This is a genomic window from Pseudomonas putida, assembly GCA_029953615.1.
Classification (GTDB): domain Bacteria; phylum Pseudomonadota; class Gammaproteobacteria; order Pseudomonadales; family Pseudomonadaceae; genus Aquipseudomonas.
In genome coordinates this window covers 1,903,159-1,921,091 of sequence record CP124529.1, presented here as the reverse complement: position 1 = coordinate 1,921,091, position 17,933 = coordinate 1,903,159, and the positions used below count along the sequence as shown (strand labels likewise).

Genomic DNA, 17,933 nt, shown 5'->3' with positions numbered 1-17,933 from the left:
CGAATGCGTCGGTGCAGGCGGTCAAGGATTAATGGTCGTCACCTTCCTCATCATCTCCCCCCGCCACGTTCATCCCCAGTTCCTTGATCTTGCGCGTCAGGGTATTGCGCCCCCAACCCAGCAACAGCGCCGCATCACGCCGACGGCCAGCGGTGTGTTTGAGCGCGGTCTCGATCATGATCCGCTCGAAGCTCGGCACTGCGCTGTCCAGCAGGCTGGTCTGGCCACGTGCCAACGCCTGGTCGGCCCACTGGCGCAGGGCCTGCTCCCAGTTGGTCACCGGCGCGGCGTCCTGTGGCAAGTTCAGCAGTTCGGGCGGTAGGTCACCGATCAGTACTTCGCGGCTGGAGGCCATCACGGTGATCCAGCGGCAGGTGTTCTCCATCTGCCGCACGTTGCCCGGCCACGGCAGGTTGCGGATGAATTCCTCGGTTTCCGGCTTGAGGATCTTCGGCTCGACCGCCAGTTCCTGAGCCGCGCGGGCAAGGAAGTGGCGGGCGAGGGCAGGGATATCCTCGCGCCGGTCGGCCAGCCGCGGAATATGGATACGGATCACGTTCAGGCGGTGGAACAAGTCCTCGCGGAACTTGCCGGCCTGTACCAGCGACTCCAGGTTCTGGTGGGTTGCGGCGATGATGCGCACGTCGACCTTGACCGGCACGTGGCCGCCCACGCGATAGAACTCGCCATCGGCCAGTACCCGCAGCAAGCGGGTCTGGGTGTCGGCGGGCATGTCACCGATTTCGTCAAGGAACAGGGTGCCGCCGTCGGCCTGCTCGAAGCGCCCCCGGCGCAGGTTGGCGGCGCCGGTGAAGGCACCTTTCTCATGGCCGAACAGCTCGGACTCCATCAAGTCCTTGGGGATGGCGGCCATGTTCAGAGCAATGAACGGTGACGCCGCGCGCGGGCTATGGCGATGCAGGGCGTGGGCCACCAGCTCCTTGCCGGTGCCGGACTCGCCGTTGATCAGCACGGTGATGTTGGAGTGGCTGAGGCGGCCGATGGCGCGGAACACTTCCTGCATCGCCGGTGCTTCACCGATGATTTCCGGGGTGCGCGCCAGGCTCTGCGGCACATCCAGCCCTTGTTGCTCCTGGGCGTGCTGGTTGGCGCGCTTGACCAGCGAGACTGCCTCGTCCACATCGAACGGTTTGGGCAGGTACTCGAATGCACCGCCCTGGTATGACGCCACGGCGCTGTCCAGGTCGGAGTGGGCGGTCATGATGATGACCGGCAGGCGCGGGTGCTGCTCACGTATCTGTGCCAACAGGTCGAGGCCGCTGGTGCCTGGCATGCGGATATCGGAAATGATCACGTCCGGTTGCTGGCGTGCCAGGCGGCCCATCACGCCATCGGCGCTATCGAAGCTCTGGGTGGTCATGCCTTCCTGTTGCAGGGCTTTTTCCAGGACCCAGCGGATGGAGCGATCATCGTCGACGATCCATACGGTTTCACTTCGGCTCATGAGGCGGTGGCTCCTTGTTCCAGGGGCAGGTAGATCGAGAAGGCGGTGTGGCCGGCATGGCTTTCACACTCGATCAGGCCCTGGTGCTGGCTGATGATGTTCTGGGTAATGGCCAGGCCCAGCCCGGTACCGTCCGGGCGGCCGCTGACCATGGGATAGAAGAGGGTGTCCTGCAGCTCCGGCGGGATGCCCGGGCCGTTGTCGATGATCTCCACCCGCGCCACCAGGCGATGGCGCACGTGACCGATGGTGAACTGGCGCAGGGCGCGGCTGCGCAGGGTGATACGGCCCAGGCGCAGCTCGTTCTGCGAACTGATCGCCTGCATGGCGTTGCGCACGATGTTGAGCACGGCCTGGATCATCTGTTCGCGGTCGATCAACACGTCCGGCAGGCTGGGGTCGTAATCGCGCACCAAAGTGATGCAGCCCTGGCTTTCGGCCTCTACCAGGCTGCAGACCCGCTCCAGTACTTCGTGGATGTTGGTCATGGCCAGCGACGGCAGCTTGTTCGAACCGAGCATGCGGTCAACCAGGTTACGCAGGCGGTCGGCTTCCTCGATGATCACATTGGTGTAGTCGCGCAGGCCTTCGTCCGGCAGTTCGCGAGCCAGCAACTGGGCTGCGCCGCGGATGCCGCCGAGGGGGTTCTTGATTTCGTGGGCCAGGCCGCGCACCAGCATCTTGGTGGTTTCCTGCTTGCTCAGCTGGGCCTCCTCCTTGGTGATGCGCAACAGCCGGTCGCGCGGGTGCACCTCCAGCAGCAGCAGGGTCTGGCCCTGATGCAGGATCGGCGTTACCGCGTAGTCGACGGTGATGGCCTGCCCGGTCAGCGAGGTGAGCTGCGCTTCGCGCTTGGTGAACGGGTGCGCCTGCTCGACTGCCTGGCGCAGCGAGCTGAGCGCCTCGGTCGATTCGGTGAACAGTTCGCTGATGAACTGCCCGTGGCTGCGCTGACCACTGACAGCCAGCAGCATTTCCGCGGCAGGGTTCATGTACTCCAGGCGCAGCTCGGCGTTGAGCAGTAGCGTGGCGGTGGTCAGGTTGTCCAGAAGCAGACGGTGCTGCGCATCGCTGATGGTCATAAGGCGTCGTTGACCTCTTTTGGCGCGTGTCGACTATGGCTGTGGGCAGGGCCGGACGCGCTGTGGAATCCGCTGATGCAAGCAAAATGCAAGAAACAAACCAAGGCTCCGAAAAGAAGCGGATTTTCCCTATAAAAGCCTGGAATTGCGCAAATTCGGACCAGAATGCCCTGATAAATCGGTTCTTGTGACCTATTTTGGGCGATGGCGGCGGAGATTGATGCCCTTTTGTGCACCAATATAGAGCATAGAAGAATCCCGAACCTGACGGGTGTCGACGCGGGCAACAAGCTCCGCTATCAGCTTTTCAGCCTGCCGTAGGCGTGGCCATGCCTTGTTTCGGCGCAGGTTGCGGGCATTCTTCCGCTGGCGTGAAGGGCGCCACACCTCGGGCGCCGGCATAGAACATCAGGATTTCGGCGGAGGCCTCTGCAGTGCGTCCTCGATGCAGACCGCCTACGATCTCGGCCAAGGCATCGCCTGCGTTGAGCATTACCCGTATGCCAGCAGCGTTTTCGACTTCGATCTGGCCATCGAGCAGGTAGCCGGCGTTGGGCGCCAGGTGGCAATGCCAGTCCATGGTCGTGTGCGCAGGGATGCGGATTTTCATCAGTGACAGTTCGGGCCGGCCCGCCGGGTAATGCGTATAGGGCGTCTGGTCCCAGGCCACGCGTGTGCGCAGGAGGGTCTTGGCTTCTATCGAGGCCGCTTGCGGTGGGTTTTTGTCGCAACCTGTGATGAGCAAGGTGGTGAGCAGAAGTAGCGCAGTTCGCATGGCAATCCCCTCGTTGCAGGAGAGTGGATTGTGCGCGCTCAACGTTGGCCTTGTTTGTAGGAAGCATCTGAATCGGTGGGACTTGAAACAAAAACGGCCTTCAGAAGAAGGCCGTTTCCGGTCAGCTGATCGGCGCAGGTGCGCCGATCAGATCAGCAGCTGTAGTACAGCTCGTATTCCAGCGGGTGAACGAAGGTGCGGACCTTGATTTCTTCTTCGCTCTTCAGCTCGATGAAGGCATCGATGAAGTCGTCGGAGAACACGCCGCCCTTGGTCAGGAACGCACGGCCTTTGTCCAGCTCTTCCAGAGCTTCCTTCAGGCTGCCGCAAACCTGCGGGATGTCCTTGGCCTCTTCAGGCGGCAGGTCGTACAGGTTCTTGTCGGCAGCATCGCCTGGGTGGATCTTGTTCTGGATACCGTCCAGGCCGGCCATCAGCAGGGCTGCGAAAGCCAGGTACGGGTTGGCCGATGGGTCCGGGAAGCGGGCTTCGATACGGCGGGCTTTCGGGCTGCCGACGTAAGGAATACGGATCGAGGCGGAGCGGTTGCGCGCCGAGTAGGCCAGCATTACCGGGGCTTCGAAGCCTGGGACCAGACGCTTGTAGGAGTTGGTCGACGGGTTGGTGAAGCCGTTCAGGGCCTTACCGTGCTTGATGATACCGCCGATGAAGTACAGGGCAGTGTCGGACAGGCCGGCATAGCCTTCACCCGAGAAGGTGTTCTTGCCGTCTTTCCAGATCGACATGTGCACGTGCATGCCCGAGCCGTTGTCGCCGTACAGGGGCTTCGGCATGAAGGTAGCGGTGCGGCCGTAGGCGTCGGCAACGTTGTGCACGACGTACTTCAGCGCCTGTACTTCGTCAGCCTTCTTCACCAGGGTGTTGAACTTGACGCCGATTTCGTTCTGGCCGGCAGTCGCCACTTCGTGGTGGTGAACTTCGACGGTCTGGCCCATTTCTTCCAGTGCGTTGCACATGGCAGTACGGATTTCGTGGTCGTGGTCGAACGGCGGAACCGGGAAGTAGCCGCCTTTCACGCCTGGACGGTGGCCTTTGTTGCCGCCTTCCACGTCAGCACCGGTCATCCACGAGCCTTGCTCGGAGAAGATCTTGAACATCGAGCCGGAGATGTCCGACTGGAACTTCACTTCGTCGAAGATGAAGAACTCTGGCTCGGGGCCTGCGAATACGGTGTCACCGATGCCGGTGCTCTTCAGGTACTCTTCGGCGCGTTTGGCGATGGCGCGTGGGTCGCGATCGTAGCCCTGCATGCTCGACGGGTCGACGATGTCGCAGGTGATGATCAGGGTTGGTTCTTCGGTGAACGGGTCCAGTACGGCAGTTTCGTCGACCGGCATCAGGATCATGTCGGATGCTTCGATGCCTTTCCAGCCAGCGATGGAGGAACCGTCGAACATCTTGCCGACTTCGAAGAAGTCGTCTTCCAGCGCATCACGCGACGGCATGGTCACGTGGTGCTGAATGCCTTTGGTGTCCGTGAAACGCAGATCAATCCACTTGACGTCATGATCTTTGATGAGTTGAACCGACTTCGACATGTTGTCCTCCGGATGGTCTAGAGCGCGGTGGGCCGCTGCCCTGGAAAAAGGGTGTTGCCGGGCGCGGATAGTCGGCCAAGCGTACCTGCCTCACAAGGGAGCAAATTGCATGCCAGTGCCCGAAAATGGCGAGGGCGGGATAAAAGGGGGCGTTTGCGGGCATCTGGTGGTGGGTCGATGGGGAAAAATGCACCCTTAAGATGCGAATTTTTGTAGCAGTGCACTGATATGGTGCGATGGTTGAGTGGTGTGCATTGTTCAAGGGCCTCTTCGCGGGCACGCCCGCTCCCACAGGAATTACACTGCATTCGAAATCGGTGCAGTCCCTGTGGGAGCGGGCGTGCCCGCGAAAGGGCCGGGACAGGCAGCACAAAACCTGCTTCCTGCATTTATCTGCAAGCTTCTGATCAAAAGTTGGTCAAATCCTGAGCAATTTCCGCTATAATTCGCGCCCCTCATTTTCGGCAGGCCCTGTGCGCGCTGTTAACCAATGAAACTTATCGTCAAAGTCTTCCCAGAAATCACCATCAAGAGCCGGCCGGTGCGCAAGCGCTTCATCCGCCAGCTCGGCAAGAACATCCGCAACGTGCTCAAGGACCTCGACCCTGAGCTCGTGGTCGATGGTGTCTGGGACAACCTCGAAGTGGTCACCCGCGTCGAAGACGAAAAAGTCCAGCGCGAGATGATCGAGCGCCTCACCTGCACCCCGGGTATCACCCACTTTCTGCAGGTAGAGGAATACCCGCTCGGTGACTTCGACGACATCGTCGCCAAGTGCAAGCAGCACTTCGGGCACCTGCTGGCCGGCAAGCACTTCGCCGTGCGCTGCAAGCGCGGCGGCCACCACGACTTCACCTCGATGGACGTTGACCGTTACGTCGGCAGCCAGCTGCGCCAGCAGTGCGGCGCCGCCGGCATCGAGCTGAAGAGCCCGGAAGTGCTGGTGCGCATCGAAATCCGCGACCAGCGTCTGTACGTGATCCATAACCAGCACAACGGTATTGGCGGCTATCCGCTGGGTGCCCTGGAGCAGACCCTGGTGCTGATGTCCGGCGGCTTCGACTCCACCGTGGCGGCCTACCAGATGATGCGCCGCGGTCTGATGACCCACTTCTGCTTCTTCAACCTCGGTGGCCGTGCCCACGAACTGGGCGTGATGGAAGTGGCTCACTACCTGTGGAAAAAGTACGGCAGCAGCCAGCGCGTGCTGTTCATCAGCGTGCCGTTTGAAGAAGTGGTCGGCGAGATCCTCAACAAGGTCGACAACAGCTATATGGGCGTAACCCTCAAGCGCATGATGCTGCGCGGTGCCGCGCACATGGCCGACCGTCTGCAGATCGATGCGCTGGTTACCGGCGAGGCGATTTCCCAGGTGTCCAGCCAGACCCTGCCGAACCTGTCGATCATCGACTCGGCCACCGACAAGCTGGTATTGCGCCCGCTGCTGGCCAGCCACAAGCAGGACATCATCGACCAGGCTACCGAAATCGGCACCGCCGACTTCGCCAAGCACATGCCGGAATACTGCGGCGTGATTTCGGTAAACCCGACTACCCATGCCAAGCGTCACCGCATGGAGCACGAAGAAAAGCAGTTCGACATGGCTGTGCTGGAGCGCGCCCTGGAGCGTGCCAAATTCATTTCCATCGACCATGTGATCGATGAATTGGGCAAGGACGTCGAAGTCGAGGAAGTGGCCGAGGCGCTGCCAGGCCAGATCGTCATCGACATTCGTCACCCCGATGCCCAGGAAGACGAACCTCTGGTGCTGGAGGGTATCGAAGTCCAGGCCATGCCATTCTACGCAATCAACAGCAAGTTCAAGCACCTGGACCCTACGCGCCAGTACTTGCTGTATTGCGACAAAGGTGTGATGAGCCGCCTGCACGCACACCACCTGCTCAGTGAGGGACATGCCAATGTGCGTGTTTATCGTCCGACATAAGACGCCAGGGCTGTATGGCGGCAGCATCCGCCATCGCCCTCCCGACCATCGGGCCCGCTGAGCCTCAAACCGTACATATTCGCCGCCTACACTGGCGGCAACCGAATCCTCTGATCGAGATACAGTTGTGATCGAAAATCTGCGTAACATCGCCATCATCGCCCACGTTGACCATGGTAAAACCACCCTGGTCGACAAACTCCTGCGCCAGTCCGGCACCCTGGAGCGTAACGAGCTCAACGACGAGCGCGTGATGGACTCCAACGACCAGGAAAAAGAGCGCGGCATTACCATTCTGGCGAAAAACACCGCCATCAACTGGAACGGCTACCACATCAACATCGTCGACACCCCCGGCCACGCCGACTTCGGTGGCGAGGTCGAGCGTGTAATGTCCATGGTCGACTCCGTGCTGCTGCTGGTCGACGCCCAGGACGGCCCGATGCCGCAAACCCGCTTCGTGACCAAAAAGGCTTTCGAAGCTGGCCTGAAGCCAATCGTCGTGATCAACAAGGTTGACCGCCCGGGCGCGCGTCCTGACTGGGTTCTGGACCAGATCTTCGACCTGTTCGACAACCTCGGTGCCACCGATGAGCAGCTGGACTTCAAGGTTGTCTACGCCTCGGCCCTGAATGGCATTGCCGGTCTGGACCACACCGAAATGGGCGAAGACATGACCGCGCTGTACCAGTCGATCGTCGACAACGTACCAGCACCGTCCGTTGACCGTGACGGCCCGTTCCAGATGCAGATCTCCGCACTGGACTACAACAGCTTCCTCGGTGTTATCGGCGTTGGCCGTATCGCCCGTGGTCGCGTCAAGCCGAACACCCCGGTTGTCGCCATCGACACCAACGGCAAGAAGCGTAACGGTCGTATCCTGAAGCTGATGGGTCACCACGGCCTGCACCGCGTGGATGTCGAAGAAGCCCAGGCGGGCGATATCGTCTGCATCAGCGGTTTCGACGAGCTGTTCATCTCCGACACCCTTTGCGCACCGGATGCGGTAGAAGCGATGAAGCCGCTGACCGTCGACGAGCCAACCGTTTCGATGACCTTCCAGGTCAACGACTCGCCGTTCTGCGGCAAGGAAGGCAAGTTCGTCACCAGCCGTAACATCAAGGACCGTCTGGACAAAGAGCTGCTGTACAACGTAGCCCTGCGCGTTCAGGAAACTGATTCTCCTGACAAATTCAAGGTATCGGGCCGCGGTGAACTGCATCTGTCGGTACTGATCGAAACCATGCGTCGTGAAGGCTTCGAGATGGCCGTAGGCCGTCCTGAAGTGATCATCCGCGAAGTCGACGGCGTGAAGCAGGAGCCGTTCGAGAACGTCACCATCGACATCCCTGAAGAATCCCAGGGCAAGGTCATGGAAGAGATGGGCCTGCGTAAGGGCGACCTGACCAACATGGTGCCGGATGGCAAGGGCCGTGTTCGCCTGGAATACAACATTCCAGCCCGCGGTCTGATCGGTTTCCGTAACCAGTTCCTGACCCTGACCAACGGTGCAGGCATCCTGACCTCGATCTTCGATCGCTACGACACCATGAAGTCGGGCCAGATGTCCGGCCGTCTGAACGGCGTTCTGGTATCGGTAGAGACCGGCAAGGCGCTGACCTACTCGCTGGAAACCCTGCAGGCTCGCGGCAAGCTGTTCGTTGAACACGGCCAGGAGATCTACAACGGTCAGATCATCGGCCTGAACAGCCGTGACAACGACCTGGGCGTGAACCCGACCAAGGGCAAGAAGCTCGACAACATGCGTGCTTCGGGCAAAGACGAAGTCATCGCCCTGGTACCGCCGGTTCGCCACACCCTGGAACAGGCCCTGGAGTTCATCCAGGACGACGAGCTGTGCGAAGTGACGCCGAAGTCGATCCGCCTGCGCAAGAAGATCCTGGACGAAGGCGAGCGTACCCGCGCTGCCAAGAAAGCCAAGGCTTGATCGTCTAGCTTGAGCTGAAACGAAAACGCCCCCGGTCGAAAGGCCGGGGGCGTTTTTGTTTGCCTGCAGGATTTGTGCTGGCCCCTTCGCGGGCTTGCCCGCTCCCACAGGTACTACACAGGTCCTGTGGGAGCGGGCAAGCCCGCGAAGGGGCCCTTGAAGGCTAGCGCTTAGCGCCCGACCACCTTGGGCTTGTAGGCACAATACCCCGGCCGCGGCCCGACCTTGGGGTGGTTGCGGCAGGTGTCCGGCCGCTTGTCATAAATGGTGCACAGGCGGCTTTTACGATCCAGATAAAGGCAGTCGTCATTGCTCATCCGGGTCAGGGTGAAGATCCCGGATTTCTGGTTGAAGCGCTCGATGATGCCGTCCTTCTGCAGGCGCTTGGCGATGTTCTTCGGCGGTTCGTCTTTCTCGAACTCATCGACCACGCCGATACGGATCAGATCCTTGATCTTCACCTCCACCGGCAGGGTGCAGCAGGTCGAATGGCAGCCATGGCACATGTTGCTGGTGTAGCGCTGCCAGGTCTCCAGGCGGTCGACTTCGGCTGCGGCGATCAGGGTCGTTTTCATCATTATGAGGTGTATCACGGTCTTGGGGCGCGCGATCATACCGGAATTGTTCAATTTATGAACAACCTTTTGCCGGAATCGCAGAGTGGGCATGAAAACTGCGAACGGTAACTGTCACTCCCTGTCGAAGGGTCTAGGCTCAACAGTCTCCCTCCGTTTTCGTCAACTTGCCCGAGGATGCCGCATGTCCCAGGAACCCAAAGCTCGTGACGCCGAGGTGGCCGAATTCCGCGCCGCTGTACTGGACAAGCTGACCTACGCGGTCGGCAAGGACCCGGAGCACGCTTTCGACCACGACTGGTTCGAAGCCATTGCCCTGGCCGCGCGCGATCACATGGTCGATCACTGGATGGACCACACTCGTCAGGCTTATCGCCGCAGCCAGAAGCGGGTCTATTACCTTTCCCTCGAATTCCTCATCGGCCGGCTGCTGTACGACAGCCTGAGCAACCTGGGCCTGCTCGACATTGCCCGCGACGCCCTGGAAGGGCTGGACGTGGACCTGGAACGCATCCGCCTGCTCGAGCCCGATGCCGCGCTGGGCAACGGTGGCCTGGGCCGCCTGGCGGCGTGCTTCATGGAGAGCATGTCGACCCTGGGCATCGCCGCCCACGGTTACGGCATCCGCTACGAACACGGGCTGTTCCGCCAGGCCATGGTTGATGGCTGGCAGCAGGAGCAGACCGAGAACTGGCTGGACTTTGGCAACCCCTGGGAGTTCGAGCGCGCCGAGGTGATCTACCCGATCAGCTTTGGCGGCAGCGTCGAAACGGTGCACGACACCCATGGCCAGCAGCGCCAGGTGTGGTGGCCGGGCGAGACCGTGCGGGCGGTGGCCTATGACACCCCGGTGGTCGGTTGGCGCGGGGCCAGCGTCAACACCCTGCGCCTGTGGCGTGCTCGGGCGCTGGAAGAGCTGCATCTGGAGCGCTTCAACGCCGGCGACCACCTGGGCGCGGTGGCCGAGGTGGCACGGGCCGAGAGCATTTCGCGGGTGCTGTACCCGGCCGACAGCACCGAGGCGGGCCAGGAACTGCGCCTGCGCCAGGAATACTTTTTTGTCTCGGCTTCGCTGCAGGACCTGCTGCGCCGCCACCTGAACATGCATGACAACCTGCTCAACCTGCCGGATGCGGCGGCCATCCAGCTCAACGATACCCACCCGTCGATCGCCGTGGCCGAGCTGATGCGCCTGCTGGTCGACCAGCATGAAATTCCTTGGGATACCGCCTGGGAGCTGACTGTCGGCACGTTGGCCTACACCAACCACACCTTGCTGCCCGAAGCCCTGGAAACCTGGCCGGTGGCGTTGATGGAGCGCATGCTGCCGCGGCACATGCAGATCATCTACCTGATCAACGCCTACCATATCGACGCGCTGCGGGCGAAAGGCCTGCACGACTTCGATGTGCTGCGGGCCGTGTCTTTGATCGAAGAAGACAACGGCCGCCGGGTGCGCATGGGCAACCTGGCTTTCCTCGGCTCGCACAGTGTCAACGGTGTATCCGCGCTGCACAGCAAGCTGATGAAAAGCACGGTATTCGCCGAGTTGCACAAGCTGTACCCGCAACGGATCAACAACAAGACCAACGGCATTACCTTCCGCCGCTGGCTGTACCAGTCCAACCCGCAACTGACCGCGATGCTGGTAGAGGCGCTGGGACCGGAGCTGCTGGATGACCCCGAAGGGCGTCTGGCCAATCTGGTGCCGTTCGCCGACAAGAGCGGCTTCCGCAAACAGTTCGCCGCGCAGCGCCTGCACAGCAAGCGAGCCTTGGCCAGCATCATCCAGGACCGCCTGGGCGTCACGGTAAACCCCGAGGCGTTGTTCGATGTGCAGGTCAAGCGCATTCACGAGTACAAACGCCAATTGCTCAACCTGCTGCATACCGTGGCGCTGTACCAGGCCATGCGCAACGACCCCGGTACCGACTGGGTGCCGCGGGTGAAGATTTTCGCCGGCAAGGCCGCGGCCAGCTATCACCAGGCCAAGCTGATCATCAAGCTGGCCAACGACATCGCTCGGGTGGTGAACAACGACCCGACCGTGCGCGGCCTGCTGAAGGTGGTGTTCCTGCCCAATTACAACGTCAGCCTGGCCGAAAGCATCATCCCTGCGGCAGACCTTTCGGAGCAGATTTCCACCGCTGGTTACGAAGCTTCCGGCACCAGCAACATGAAGTTCGGCCTCAACGGCGCGCTGACCATCGGCACCCTGGATGGTGCCAACGTGGAAATGAGCGAGCAGGTCGGTGCCGACAACATGTTCATCTTCGGCCTTACCGCGCAGCAGGTGGAAGCGCGGCGCCGCGCCGGGGACTTCGGTGCGACGGCGGCAATTGCCGCATCGAGTCGCCTGAATGATGTGCTGCAGGCCATTCGCAGCGGGGTGTTCTCGCCGGATGATCCTTCGCGCTACAGCGCCTTGATCGACGGGCTGGTGGCCTATGACCGCTTCCTGGTGTGCGCCGACTTCGATGCCTACTGGGATGCCCAGCAGCGGGTCGAGGACCTGTGGCACAAGCCGCAGGAGTGGTGGCGCATGGCGGTGCTGAACACTGCGCGGATGGGTTGGTTCTCGTCGGACCGGACCATTCGGGAGTATGCCAGCGAGATCTGGAAGGCTCTGGATTGATGTAAGTCTGTTCCGGCCTCTTCGCGGGCACGCCCGCTCCCACAGGGACTGCACAGGTTTCGAAGGCTGTGCAATCCCTGTGGGAGCGGGCGTGCCCGCGAATGGGCCCACAACCAGACCACCGGCCTGGCGCGCGCTGAACTACCGACCTATTGTGCCGTCTGAGAGCCGTGGCGAGTCTCATCACTCGCTAGCCCGCAACTCTCCCTGTAAACTGCGTGGGTTTTTTATCCCCCAATCCTTTCGGAGCCATACATGTCCCGCGTTACCCTGAGTCGCTATCTGATTGAGCAGACCCGCAGCAACAATACCCCTGCCGATCTGCGCTTCCTGATCGAGGTGGTGGCGCGTGCGTGCAAGGAAATCAGCCATCACGTGTCCAAAGGCGCCCTCGGCGGTGTACTGGGCAGCATGGGCACTGAAAACGTGCAGGGCGAAGTCCAGAAGAAACTGGACGTGATTTCCAACGATATCCTGCTGGAAGCCAACGAGTGGGGCGGCCACCTGGCCGGCATGGCTTCCGAAGAAATGGACAACGCCTACCAGATCCCGGGCAAGTACCCGAAAGGCGCCTACCTGCTGGTCTTCGACCCGCTGGATGGCTCGTCCAACATCGACGTCAACGTTTCGGTCGGCACCATCTTCTCGGTACTGCGTTGCCCTAACGAGTACCTGAGCCAGAACGAAACCCTGAACGAAAATGCCTTCCTGCAGCCAGGCACCCAGCAGGTCGCCGCCGGTTACGCCATCTATGGCCCGCAGACCATGCTGATCCTGACCCTGGGCAACGGCGTCAAGGGCTTCACCCTGGACCGCGAACTGGGCAGCTTCGTCCTCACCCATGAAAACATCCGCGTACCGGAAAGCACCGCCGAGTTCGCCATCAACATGTCCAACCAGCGCCACTGGGAAGCCCCGGTTCAGCGTTACGTGGGCGAACTGCTGGCAGGCGAGACCGGCCCGCTGAAAAAGAACTACAACATGCGCTGGATCGCCTCGATGGTGGCCGACGTGCACCGCATCCTGACCCGTGGCGGCCTGTTCATGTACCCACGTGACGCCCGCGAACCGAGCAAGCCGGGCAAGCTGCGCCTGATGTACGAAGCCAACCCGATGTCGTTCATCATCGAACAGGCTGGCGGCGCTTCCACCAACGGTTACGATCGCATCCTCGACATCAAGCCGGAAAGCCTGCACCAGCGAGTGTCGGTAATCCTCGGCTCGAAGGAAGAGGTCGAGCGCGTTACCGCCTACCACAAGGAGTAAGTCATGCTCGCACCTTGGCAGCCGTTGCTGGAGTGGTGGTTCGGTTGGGGCACCAGTCCCCAGGCCGTGGCTGACGAGAAGAGCACGCTGTGGTTCGGCAAGCATCATGACGCCGAGGCCCAGGCGCTGTTTGGCGATCTGGTCGAGCATGCCCTGGCGGGTGGGCTTGACGAGTGGCAGCAAAGCCCGCAGGGCTGGCTGGGTCTGCTGCTCCTGCTGGACCAGCTGCCACGCATGATCTACCGCGACACGCCGCGCGCCTTCGAGGGCGACCGGCGTGCCCAGGTGGTGGCGATGCAGGGTTTGCAGAAACACTGGGATTACCAGTTGCTGCCGATCCAGCGGGTGTTCGTGCTGCTGGTACTGGAGCATGCCGAAGTGCTGGACTGGCAGAACCTGTGCGTCGAACGCTACCAGCTGTTGCTGGACGAGCAGCCTGAGGCCAACCGCCGGTTGTTCGAAGGCTTCCTCGACTATGCCGAGCAGCACCAGCGGGTGATTGCCCGGTTCGGGCGCTTCCCGCACCGCAATCTGGTGCTGGAGCGGCCGAGCACCAGCGAAGAGATGGATTTTTTGCTGGAGCCTGGGTCCAGGTTCTGACGCCACGCTGGCGGCTTTTTGCAGGAGCAGCCTTGCGCTGCGAAGAGGCCCTCGCGGCCCATGCATTCCTGTTGACCTTACCGGCCCTTTCGCAGCACAAGGCTGCTCCTACAGTGCGTAGGGGCGGCTTTTTTATTGGGCGGGTGATTAATGCTTTGTGATTAATCGCACAGTAGTGGCCATCCGACCAATGGTGTAGGCGCAAAGGGGGTAGGGCAGGGAACCTGGGAGGCTTTTTTTCGTCGAAGGTCACTGCAGGCCACTCGCCTGTATCCCCTCTTCAGGAGTGTCCTTCATGTCGTTGCGTTCCCTCGCCCTGTTGTCGCTGTGCGTCGTCCTGACTGCCTGCAGCAAGATCAACCAGGAAAACTATTCCAAGATCAAGGCCGGTATGAACAAGGCCGAGGTCGAGCAGCTGCTCGGTACGCCGACCGAGTGCTCTGGCGCACTGGGCATGAGCAGCTGCACCTGGGGGGACGAGAAGAGCTTCATCAGCGTGCAGTACGCGGCTGACAAGGTACTGATGTATTCAGGGCAGGGTCTCAAATGAGACGTCTGTATCTGCTGATGGGGGTATGCCTGGCGTTGCTGCTGGGCGGTTGTGCCGGCTCCGTGCATGACCCGCTGGCACCGAAAACTGCAGGCAACATCGACCTCAAGCGCTATCAGGGCAAGTGGTATGAGCTGGCGCGCCTGCCGATGCGCTATCAGACCGGCTGCGAGCAGTCCGAAGCGCACTACAACCTCAGGCTCGATGGTAGCCTCGGCGTGCTCAACCGCTGCCGCACCATGGGTGACGAATGGTTGCGCGCCGAAGGGCATGCGAACATCCAGGAACCGGGGCACACCGACAAACTCTGGATCGAGTTCGATAACTGGTTCACCAAGCTGGTGCCTGGCGTGGCCAGGGGCGAGTACTGGATTCTGTACGTGGATGATCGCTACCGCACGGCGGTGGTCGGCAGCCCGGACCGCAAGCACCTGTGGATCCTGTCGCGCACGCCGACGCTACCTGCCTGGGAGCGCGAGAACCTGATGTCCAAGGCGCGGCAGCAGGGCTATGACACCAGCCGCTTGATCTGGCGCGCATCGGACCAACAGATCGTCAAGAGGCACTGAATTTTCTGGGGTTGCTTTGCAACCCTTCGCGGCGGTTCGGCGCCCCGACACGCCCGCTCCCACAGGGTTTAGCGCAGAACCTGTGGGAGCGGGCGTGTCGGGGCGCCGAACCGCCGCGAAGGGCTGCAAAGCAGCCCCAATACACTTACCCCAAAAGCTGGCGCAACACCTCGGCAAACGCCCGCGCGCTTTGCTCTTCCTGCGCATGCCGCCCCTGGCGCACCACCCACTGCCCATTGACCATTACATCGCGCACCTGGCGATCGCCGCCGGCAAACAGCCAGCGGTTGAGAATGGCATCGCCATCGGCCATGGCGATGTAAGGGTCCTGGCCGTCGAGCACCAGCCAGTCCGCGCGCTTGCCTACGGCCAGCTCACCGACCGCCTGCCCCAGCGCCTGCGCACCGCCCGCCAGCGCAGCGTCATACAGCGTGCGCCCGACCATCGGCTGGTCGCCGCGATACAGGCGGTTGCGCCGCTGGTCGCGCAGCCGCTGGCCATATTCCAGCCAGCGCAGCTCCTCCACCACGCTCAGCGATACATGGCTGTCCGAACCAATGCCCATCCGCCCACCCTGCGCCAGGTAGTCCACTGCCGGGAAAATCCCGTCGCCGAGGTTGGCCTCGGTGGTCAGGCACAGCCCGGCTACCGCGCCGCTGCGAGCCATGGCGGTGACTTCATCCGGCTCGGCATGGGTAGCGTGCACCAGGCACCAGCGCGGGTCGACGTCGACATGCTCGTACAGCCACTGCAACGGGCGCAGGCCGCTCCAGGCCAGGCAGTCGTCGACTTCCTTCTGCTGCTCGGCGATGTGGATATGCACAGGGCATTGCTTGTCGCTGGCGGCCAGCACCTCGACAATCTGCCCGGGCGTCACCGCCCGCAGCGAGTGGAAGCACAAGCCCAGTTGCTGCGCCGGTTGCGCGGCCAGCAGCGGGGCCAGTTGCGCTTGCAGTTGCAGGTACTGTTCGGTGGAGTTGATGAAGCGCCGTTGCCCGTCATTTGGCGCCTGGCCGCCGAAGCCGGCGTGGCTGTACAGCACCGGCAGCAAGGTCAGGCCAATGCCGCTGCCGGCTGCGGCTGCGCTGATGCGGCGGGACAGTTCGGCCGGGTCGGCATAGGCCTTGCCCGCCTGGTCGTGGTGCACGTAGTGGAATTCGGCCACGGAGGTGTAGCCGGCCTTGAGCATCTCGATGTACAGCTGGCGGGCGATCACCTGCAGCTGTTCCGGGCTGATCTGGCCAACCAGGCGGTACATCAGGTCACGCCAGGTCCAGAAGCTGTCGTTGGGGTTGCCGGCGACTTCCGCCAGCCCCGCCATGGCGCGCTGGAAGGCATGCGAGTGCAGGTTGGGCATGCCCGGCAGCAGCGGGCCGGCCAGGCGCTCGGCGCCTTCGGCCGAACCGCCCGGCTCGATGCGGGCCACGTGGCCATCGCTGGCGACCTCGATGCGGACATTGCTGGCCCAGCCTGTGGGCAGCAGGGCGCGTTCGGCGAAGTAGGCGGACATCGGTGCAAATCCTGTTATTGTTAACTTGTATATACATATACAGGCGTTTGCCTGCCGGGTAAACTGCGGCAAGCTACCGCTCATTCCATTTGCACAAGGATCCAACGCCGTGCCGACACCTCCTGTCTCCGCGCTGGTTGCCCAGATGGGCGAGGGCCCGGCGCCGCTGTACGCCCGGGTCAAACAGATGATCATCCAGCAGATCGACAACGGCAGCTGGCCGCCGCATCACCGGGTACCCTCGGAGAGCGAGCTGGTCAGCGAACTGGGCTTCAGCCGCATGACCATCAACCGCGCCCTGCGCGAACTTACCGCCGAAGGCCTGCTGGTACGCATGCAAGGGGTCGGTACCTTCGTGGCCGAGCCCAAGGGCCGTTCGGCGCTGTTCGAGGTCAACAACATTGCCGACGAAATCACTGCGCGTGGCCACCAGCATAGCTGCCAGGTGATCACCCTCACCGAGGAAACGGCCGGTTCCGAGCGGGCCCTGGCCCTGGACATGCGCGAAGGCCAGCGGGTGTTCCACTCGCTGATCGTGCATTTCGAGAACGGCGTGCCGGTGCAGATCGAGGACCGCTACGTCAACGCGGCGATTGCCCCCGATTACCTCAAGCAGGACTTCACCCGGCAGACGCCTTACGCCTACCTGTCGCAGGTGGCGCCGCTGACCGAGGGTGAACACGTGGTCGAGGCCATCCTGGCCGAGCCGGAAGAATGCCGCCTGTTGCAGATCGAGCGGGGCGAGCCTTGCCTGCTGATCCGCCGTCGCACCTGGTCCGGCCGCCAGCCGGTGACCGCCGCGCGGCTGATCCACCCCGGTTCCCGTCATCGCCTGGAAGGACGTTTCAGTAAATGAGTCAGTTGCAGTTGTTGCGTGCGCAGGGCTACCCGCGCATGCCTTGGAAGAACGGTGGCGGTTTCACCGAAGAAATTACCCGCGACAATGGCGAGGGCCTGGACGGCTTTGGCTGGCGCCTGTCGATTGCCGATATCAAGGAGTCCGGCGGCTTTTCCACCTTCGCCGGCTACCAGCGGATCATCACCGTGCTGCAGGGCGACGGCATGCGCCTGCTGGTCGACGGCCAGGCCAGCCGGCCGTTGCTGCCGTTCGATGCCTTTGCCTTCAGCGGCGAGAGCCAGGTCAGTTGCAAGCTGCTGGGCGGGGCGATCCGCGATTTCAACCTGATCTATGCACCGCAGCGCTATCGGGCGCGGTTGCAGTGGTTCGATGGTACCAGTCGCTTGTACAGCTCGGCTTCGACGGTGTTGCTGTTTGCGGCCAGCAATCAGGTCGAGGTTGGCATTGCCGGGCGCGAGACGCAGCGGCTGGGGTTGTATGACTGCCTGCGACTGGAGGGTAATGACCAGTTGCTGGGGCTGGATGTGCAGGGGCGCTGCTGCCTGATCGAACTCGTTTCACGTTGAGATAGTCGGGGCTGCTGCGCAGCCCTATC

Annotated in this window: 15 protein-coding genes; 9 read left to right on the top strand and 6 right to left on the bottom strand. The window is 62.1% G+C overall.

What is annotated here, in order from left to right:
* Positions 1–28: 28 nt before the first annotated feature.
* From ntrC to glnA, 4 genes are all read right to left on the bottom strand, one after another.
* Positions 29–1,465, bottom strand: coding sequence for a nitrogen regulation protein NR(I) (gene ntrC, locus QIY50_08815; GenBank protein WGV22260.1), 1,437 nt, complete (start codon positions 1,463–1,465; stop codon positions 29–31).
* Positions 1,462–2,547, bottom strand: a complete 1,086-nt coding sequence (glnL, locus tag QIY50_08810; GenBank protein ID WGV22259.1) for a nitrogen regulation protein NR(II) — start codon at positions 2,545–2,547, stop codon at positions 1,462–1,464. The genes ntrC and glnL overlap by 4 nt, the downstream gene beginning before the upstream one ends.
* Positions 2,548–2,854: 307 nt before the next feature.
* Positions 2,855–3,322 (bottom strand): cupin domain-containing protein, encoded by a 468-nt coding sequence (locus QIY50_08805; protein ID WGV22258.1) that lies wholly within the window; start codon positions 3,320–3,322, stop codon positions 2,855–2,857.
* A gap of 152 nt (positions 3,323–3,474) precedes the next feature.
* Positions 3,475–4,881, bottom strand: a complete 1,407-nt coding sequence (gene glnA, locus QIY50_08800) for a type I glutamate--ammonia ligase (protein ID WGV22257.1) — start codon at positions 4,879–4,881, stop codon at positions 3,475–3,477.
* Between the two features lie 490 nt (positions 4,882–5,371).
* Here glnA and thiI point away from each other — a divergent pair, with 490 nt between their 5' ends.
* Both thiI and typA read left to right on the top strand, forming a co-directional pair.
* The gene (gene thiI / locus QIY50_08795) at positions 5,372–6,826 is read left to right on the top strand and encodes a tRNA uracil 4-sulfurtransferase ThiI (protein WGV22256.1); all 1,455 of its coding nucleotides are present in this window, start codon (positions 5,372–5,374) and stop codon (positions 6,824–6,826) included.
* Between the two features lie 127 nt (positions 6,827–6,953).
* A complete protein-coding gene (typA, locus tag QIY50_08790) occupies positions 6,954–8,774 on the top strand; it encodes a translational GTPase TypA (GenBank protein WGV22255.1) in 1,821 nt (606 codons plus the stop codon).
* A 170-nt stretch (positions 8,775–8,944) separates the two neighbouring features.
* Here typA and QIY50_08785 read toward each other — a convergent pair whose 3' ends face one another.
* Entirely contained in the window at positions 8,945–9,349 is a 405-nt protein-coding gene (locus tag QIY50_08785) for a YkgJ family cysteine cluster protein (protein WGV22254.1), read from the bottom strand.
* Between the two features lie 184 nt (positions 9,350–9,533).
* Here QIY50_08785 and QIY50_08780 point away from each other — a divergent pair, with 184 nt between their 5' ends.
* The 5 genes from QIY50_08780 (at position 9,534) to QIY50_08760 (ending at position 14,969) form a co-directional block, all read left to right on the top strand.
* A complete protein-coding gene (locus QIY50_08780; GenBank protein WGV22253.1) occupies positions 9,534–11,984 on the top strand; it encodes a glycogen/starch/alpha-glucan phosphorylase in 2,451 nt (816 codons plus the stop codon).
* 255 nt (positions 11,985–12,239) lie between these two features.
* Positions 12,240–13,250: a class 1 fructose-bisphosphatase gene (locus tag QIY50_08775; protein ID WGV22252.1), complete on the top strand. Its 1,011-nt coding sequence runs from the start codon at positions 12,240–12,242 to the stop codon at positions 13,248–13,250.
* Between the two features lie 3 nt (positions 13,251–13,253).
* A complete protein-coding gene (locus QIY50_08770) occupies positions 13,254–13,850 on the top strand; it encodes a DUF924 family protein (GenBank protein ID WGV22251.1) in 597 nt (198 codons plus the stop codon).
* Positions 13,851–14,145: 295 nt separating this feature from the next.
* Positions 14,146–14,400 carry an outer membrane protein assembly factor BamE gene (gene bamE, locus QIY50_08765; GenBank protein WGV22250.1) on the top strand — a complete coding sequence of 85 codons (255 nt, stop codon included), beginning with the start codon at positions 14,146–14,148 and terminating at the stop codon, positions 14,398–14,400.
* The gene (locus QIY50_08760; GenBank protein ID WGV22249.1) at positions 14,397–14,969 is read left to right on the top strand and encodes a lipocalin family protein; all 573 of its coding nucleotides are present in this window, start codon (positions 14,397–14,399) and stop codon (positions 14,967–14,969) included. Before bamE ends, QIY50_08760 begins: the two co-directional genes overlap by 4 nt.
* 145 nt (positions 14,970–15,114) lie before the next feature.
* On the opposite strand, the gene QIY50_08755 is transcribed toward QIY50_08760, so the two are convergent.
* A complete protein-coding gene (locus QIY50_08755) occupies positions 15,115–16,479 on the bottom strand; it encodes a formimidoylglutamate deiminase (protein ID WGV22248.1) in 1,365 nt (454 codons plus the stop codon).
* A 145-nt stretch (positions 16,480–16,624) separates the two neighbouring features.
* Between QIY50_08755 and hutC the strand changes: the two genes are divergently transcribed.
* Both hutC and QIY50_08745 read left to right on the top strand, forming a co-directional pair.
* Complete coding sequence (hutC, locus tag QIY50_08750) at positions 16,625–17,335, top strand: histidine utilization repressor (GenBank protein ID WGV23022.1); 711 nt, start codon at positions 16,625–16,627, stop codon at positions 17,333–17,335.
* Positions 17,332–17,904 carry a HutD family protein gene (locus QIY50_08745; protein ID WGV22247.1) on the top strand — a complete coding sequence of 191 codons (573 nt, stop codon included), beginning with the start codon at positions 17,332–17,334 and terminating at the stop codon, positions 17,902–17,904. Before hutC ends, QIY50_08745 begins: the two co-directional genes overlap by 4 nt.
* Positions 17,905–17,933 lie beyond the last annotated feature (29 nt).

What these genes read in the sequence shown, in the direction of transcription:
- QIY50_08760 (WGV22249.1), top strand. Translation starts at nt 14,397, where the DNA reads ATGAGACGTCTGTATCTGCTGATGGGGGTATGCCTGGCGTTGCTGCTG.
- bamE (WGV22250.1), top strand. Translation starts at nt 14,146, where the DNA reads ATGTCGTTGCGTTCCCTCGCCCTGTTGTCGCTGTGCGTCGTCCTGACT.
- QIY50_08805 (WGV22258.1), bottom strand. Translation starts at nt 3,322, where the DNA reads ATGCGAACTGCGCTACTTCTGCTCACCACCTTGCTCATCACAGGTTGC.
- glnA (WGV22257.1), bottom strand. Translation starts at nt 4,881, where the DNA reads ATGTCGAAGTCGGTTCAACTCATCAAAGATCATGACGTCAAGTGGATT.
- QIY50_08745 (WGV22247.1), top strand. Translation starts at nt 17,332, where the DNA reads ATGAGTCAGTTGCAGTTGTTGCGTGCGCAGGGCTACCCGCGCATGCCT.
- QIY50_08770 (WGV22251.1), top strand. Translation starts at nt 13,254, where the DNA reads ATGCTCGCACCTTGGCAGCCGTTGCTGGAGTGGTGGTTCGGTTGGGGC.
- QIY50_08780 (WGV22253.1), top strand. Translation starts at nt 9,534, where the DNA reads ATGTCCCAGGAACCCAAAGCTCGTGACGCCGAGGTGGCCGAATTCCGC.
- ntrC (WGV22260.1), bottom strand. Translation starts at nt 1,465, where the DNA reads ATGAGCCGAAGTGAAACCGTATGGATCGTCGACGATGATCGCTCCATC.
- thiI (WGV22256.1), top strand. Translation starts at nt 5,372, where the DNA reads ATGAAACTTATCGTCAAAGTCTTCCCAGAAATCACCATCAAGAGCCGG.
- QIY50_08785 (WGV22254.1), bottom strand. Translation starts at nt 9,349, where the DNA reads ATGAAAACGACCCTGATCGCCGCAGCCGAAGTCGACCGCCTGGAGACC.
- QIY50_08775 (WGV22252.1), top strand. Translation starts at nt 12,240, where the DNA reads ATGTCCCGCGTTACCCTGAGTCGCTATCTGATTGAGCAGACCCGCAGC.
- QIY50_08755 (WGV22248.1), bottom strand. Translation starts at nt 16,479, where the DNA reads ATGTCCGCCTACTTCGCCGAACGCGCCCTGCTGCCCACAGGCTGGGCC.
- glnL (WGV22259.1), bottom strand. Translation starts at nt 2,547, where the DNA reads ATGACCATCAGCGATGCGCAGCACCGTCTGCTTCTGGACAACCTGACC.
- hutC (WGV23022.1), top strand. Translation starts at nt 16,625, where the DNA reads ATGGGCGAGGGCCCGGCGCCGCTGTACGCCCGGGTCAAACAGATGATC.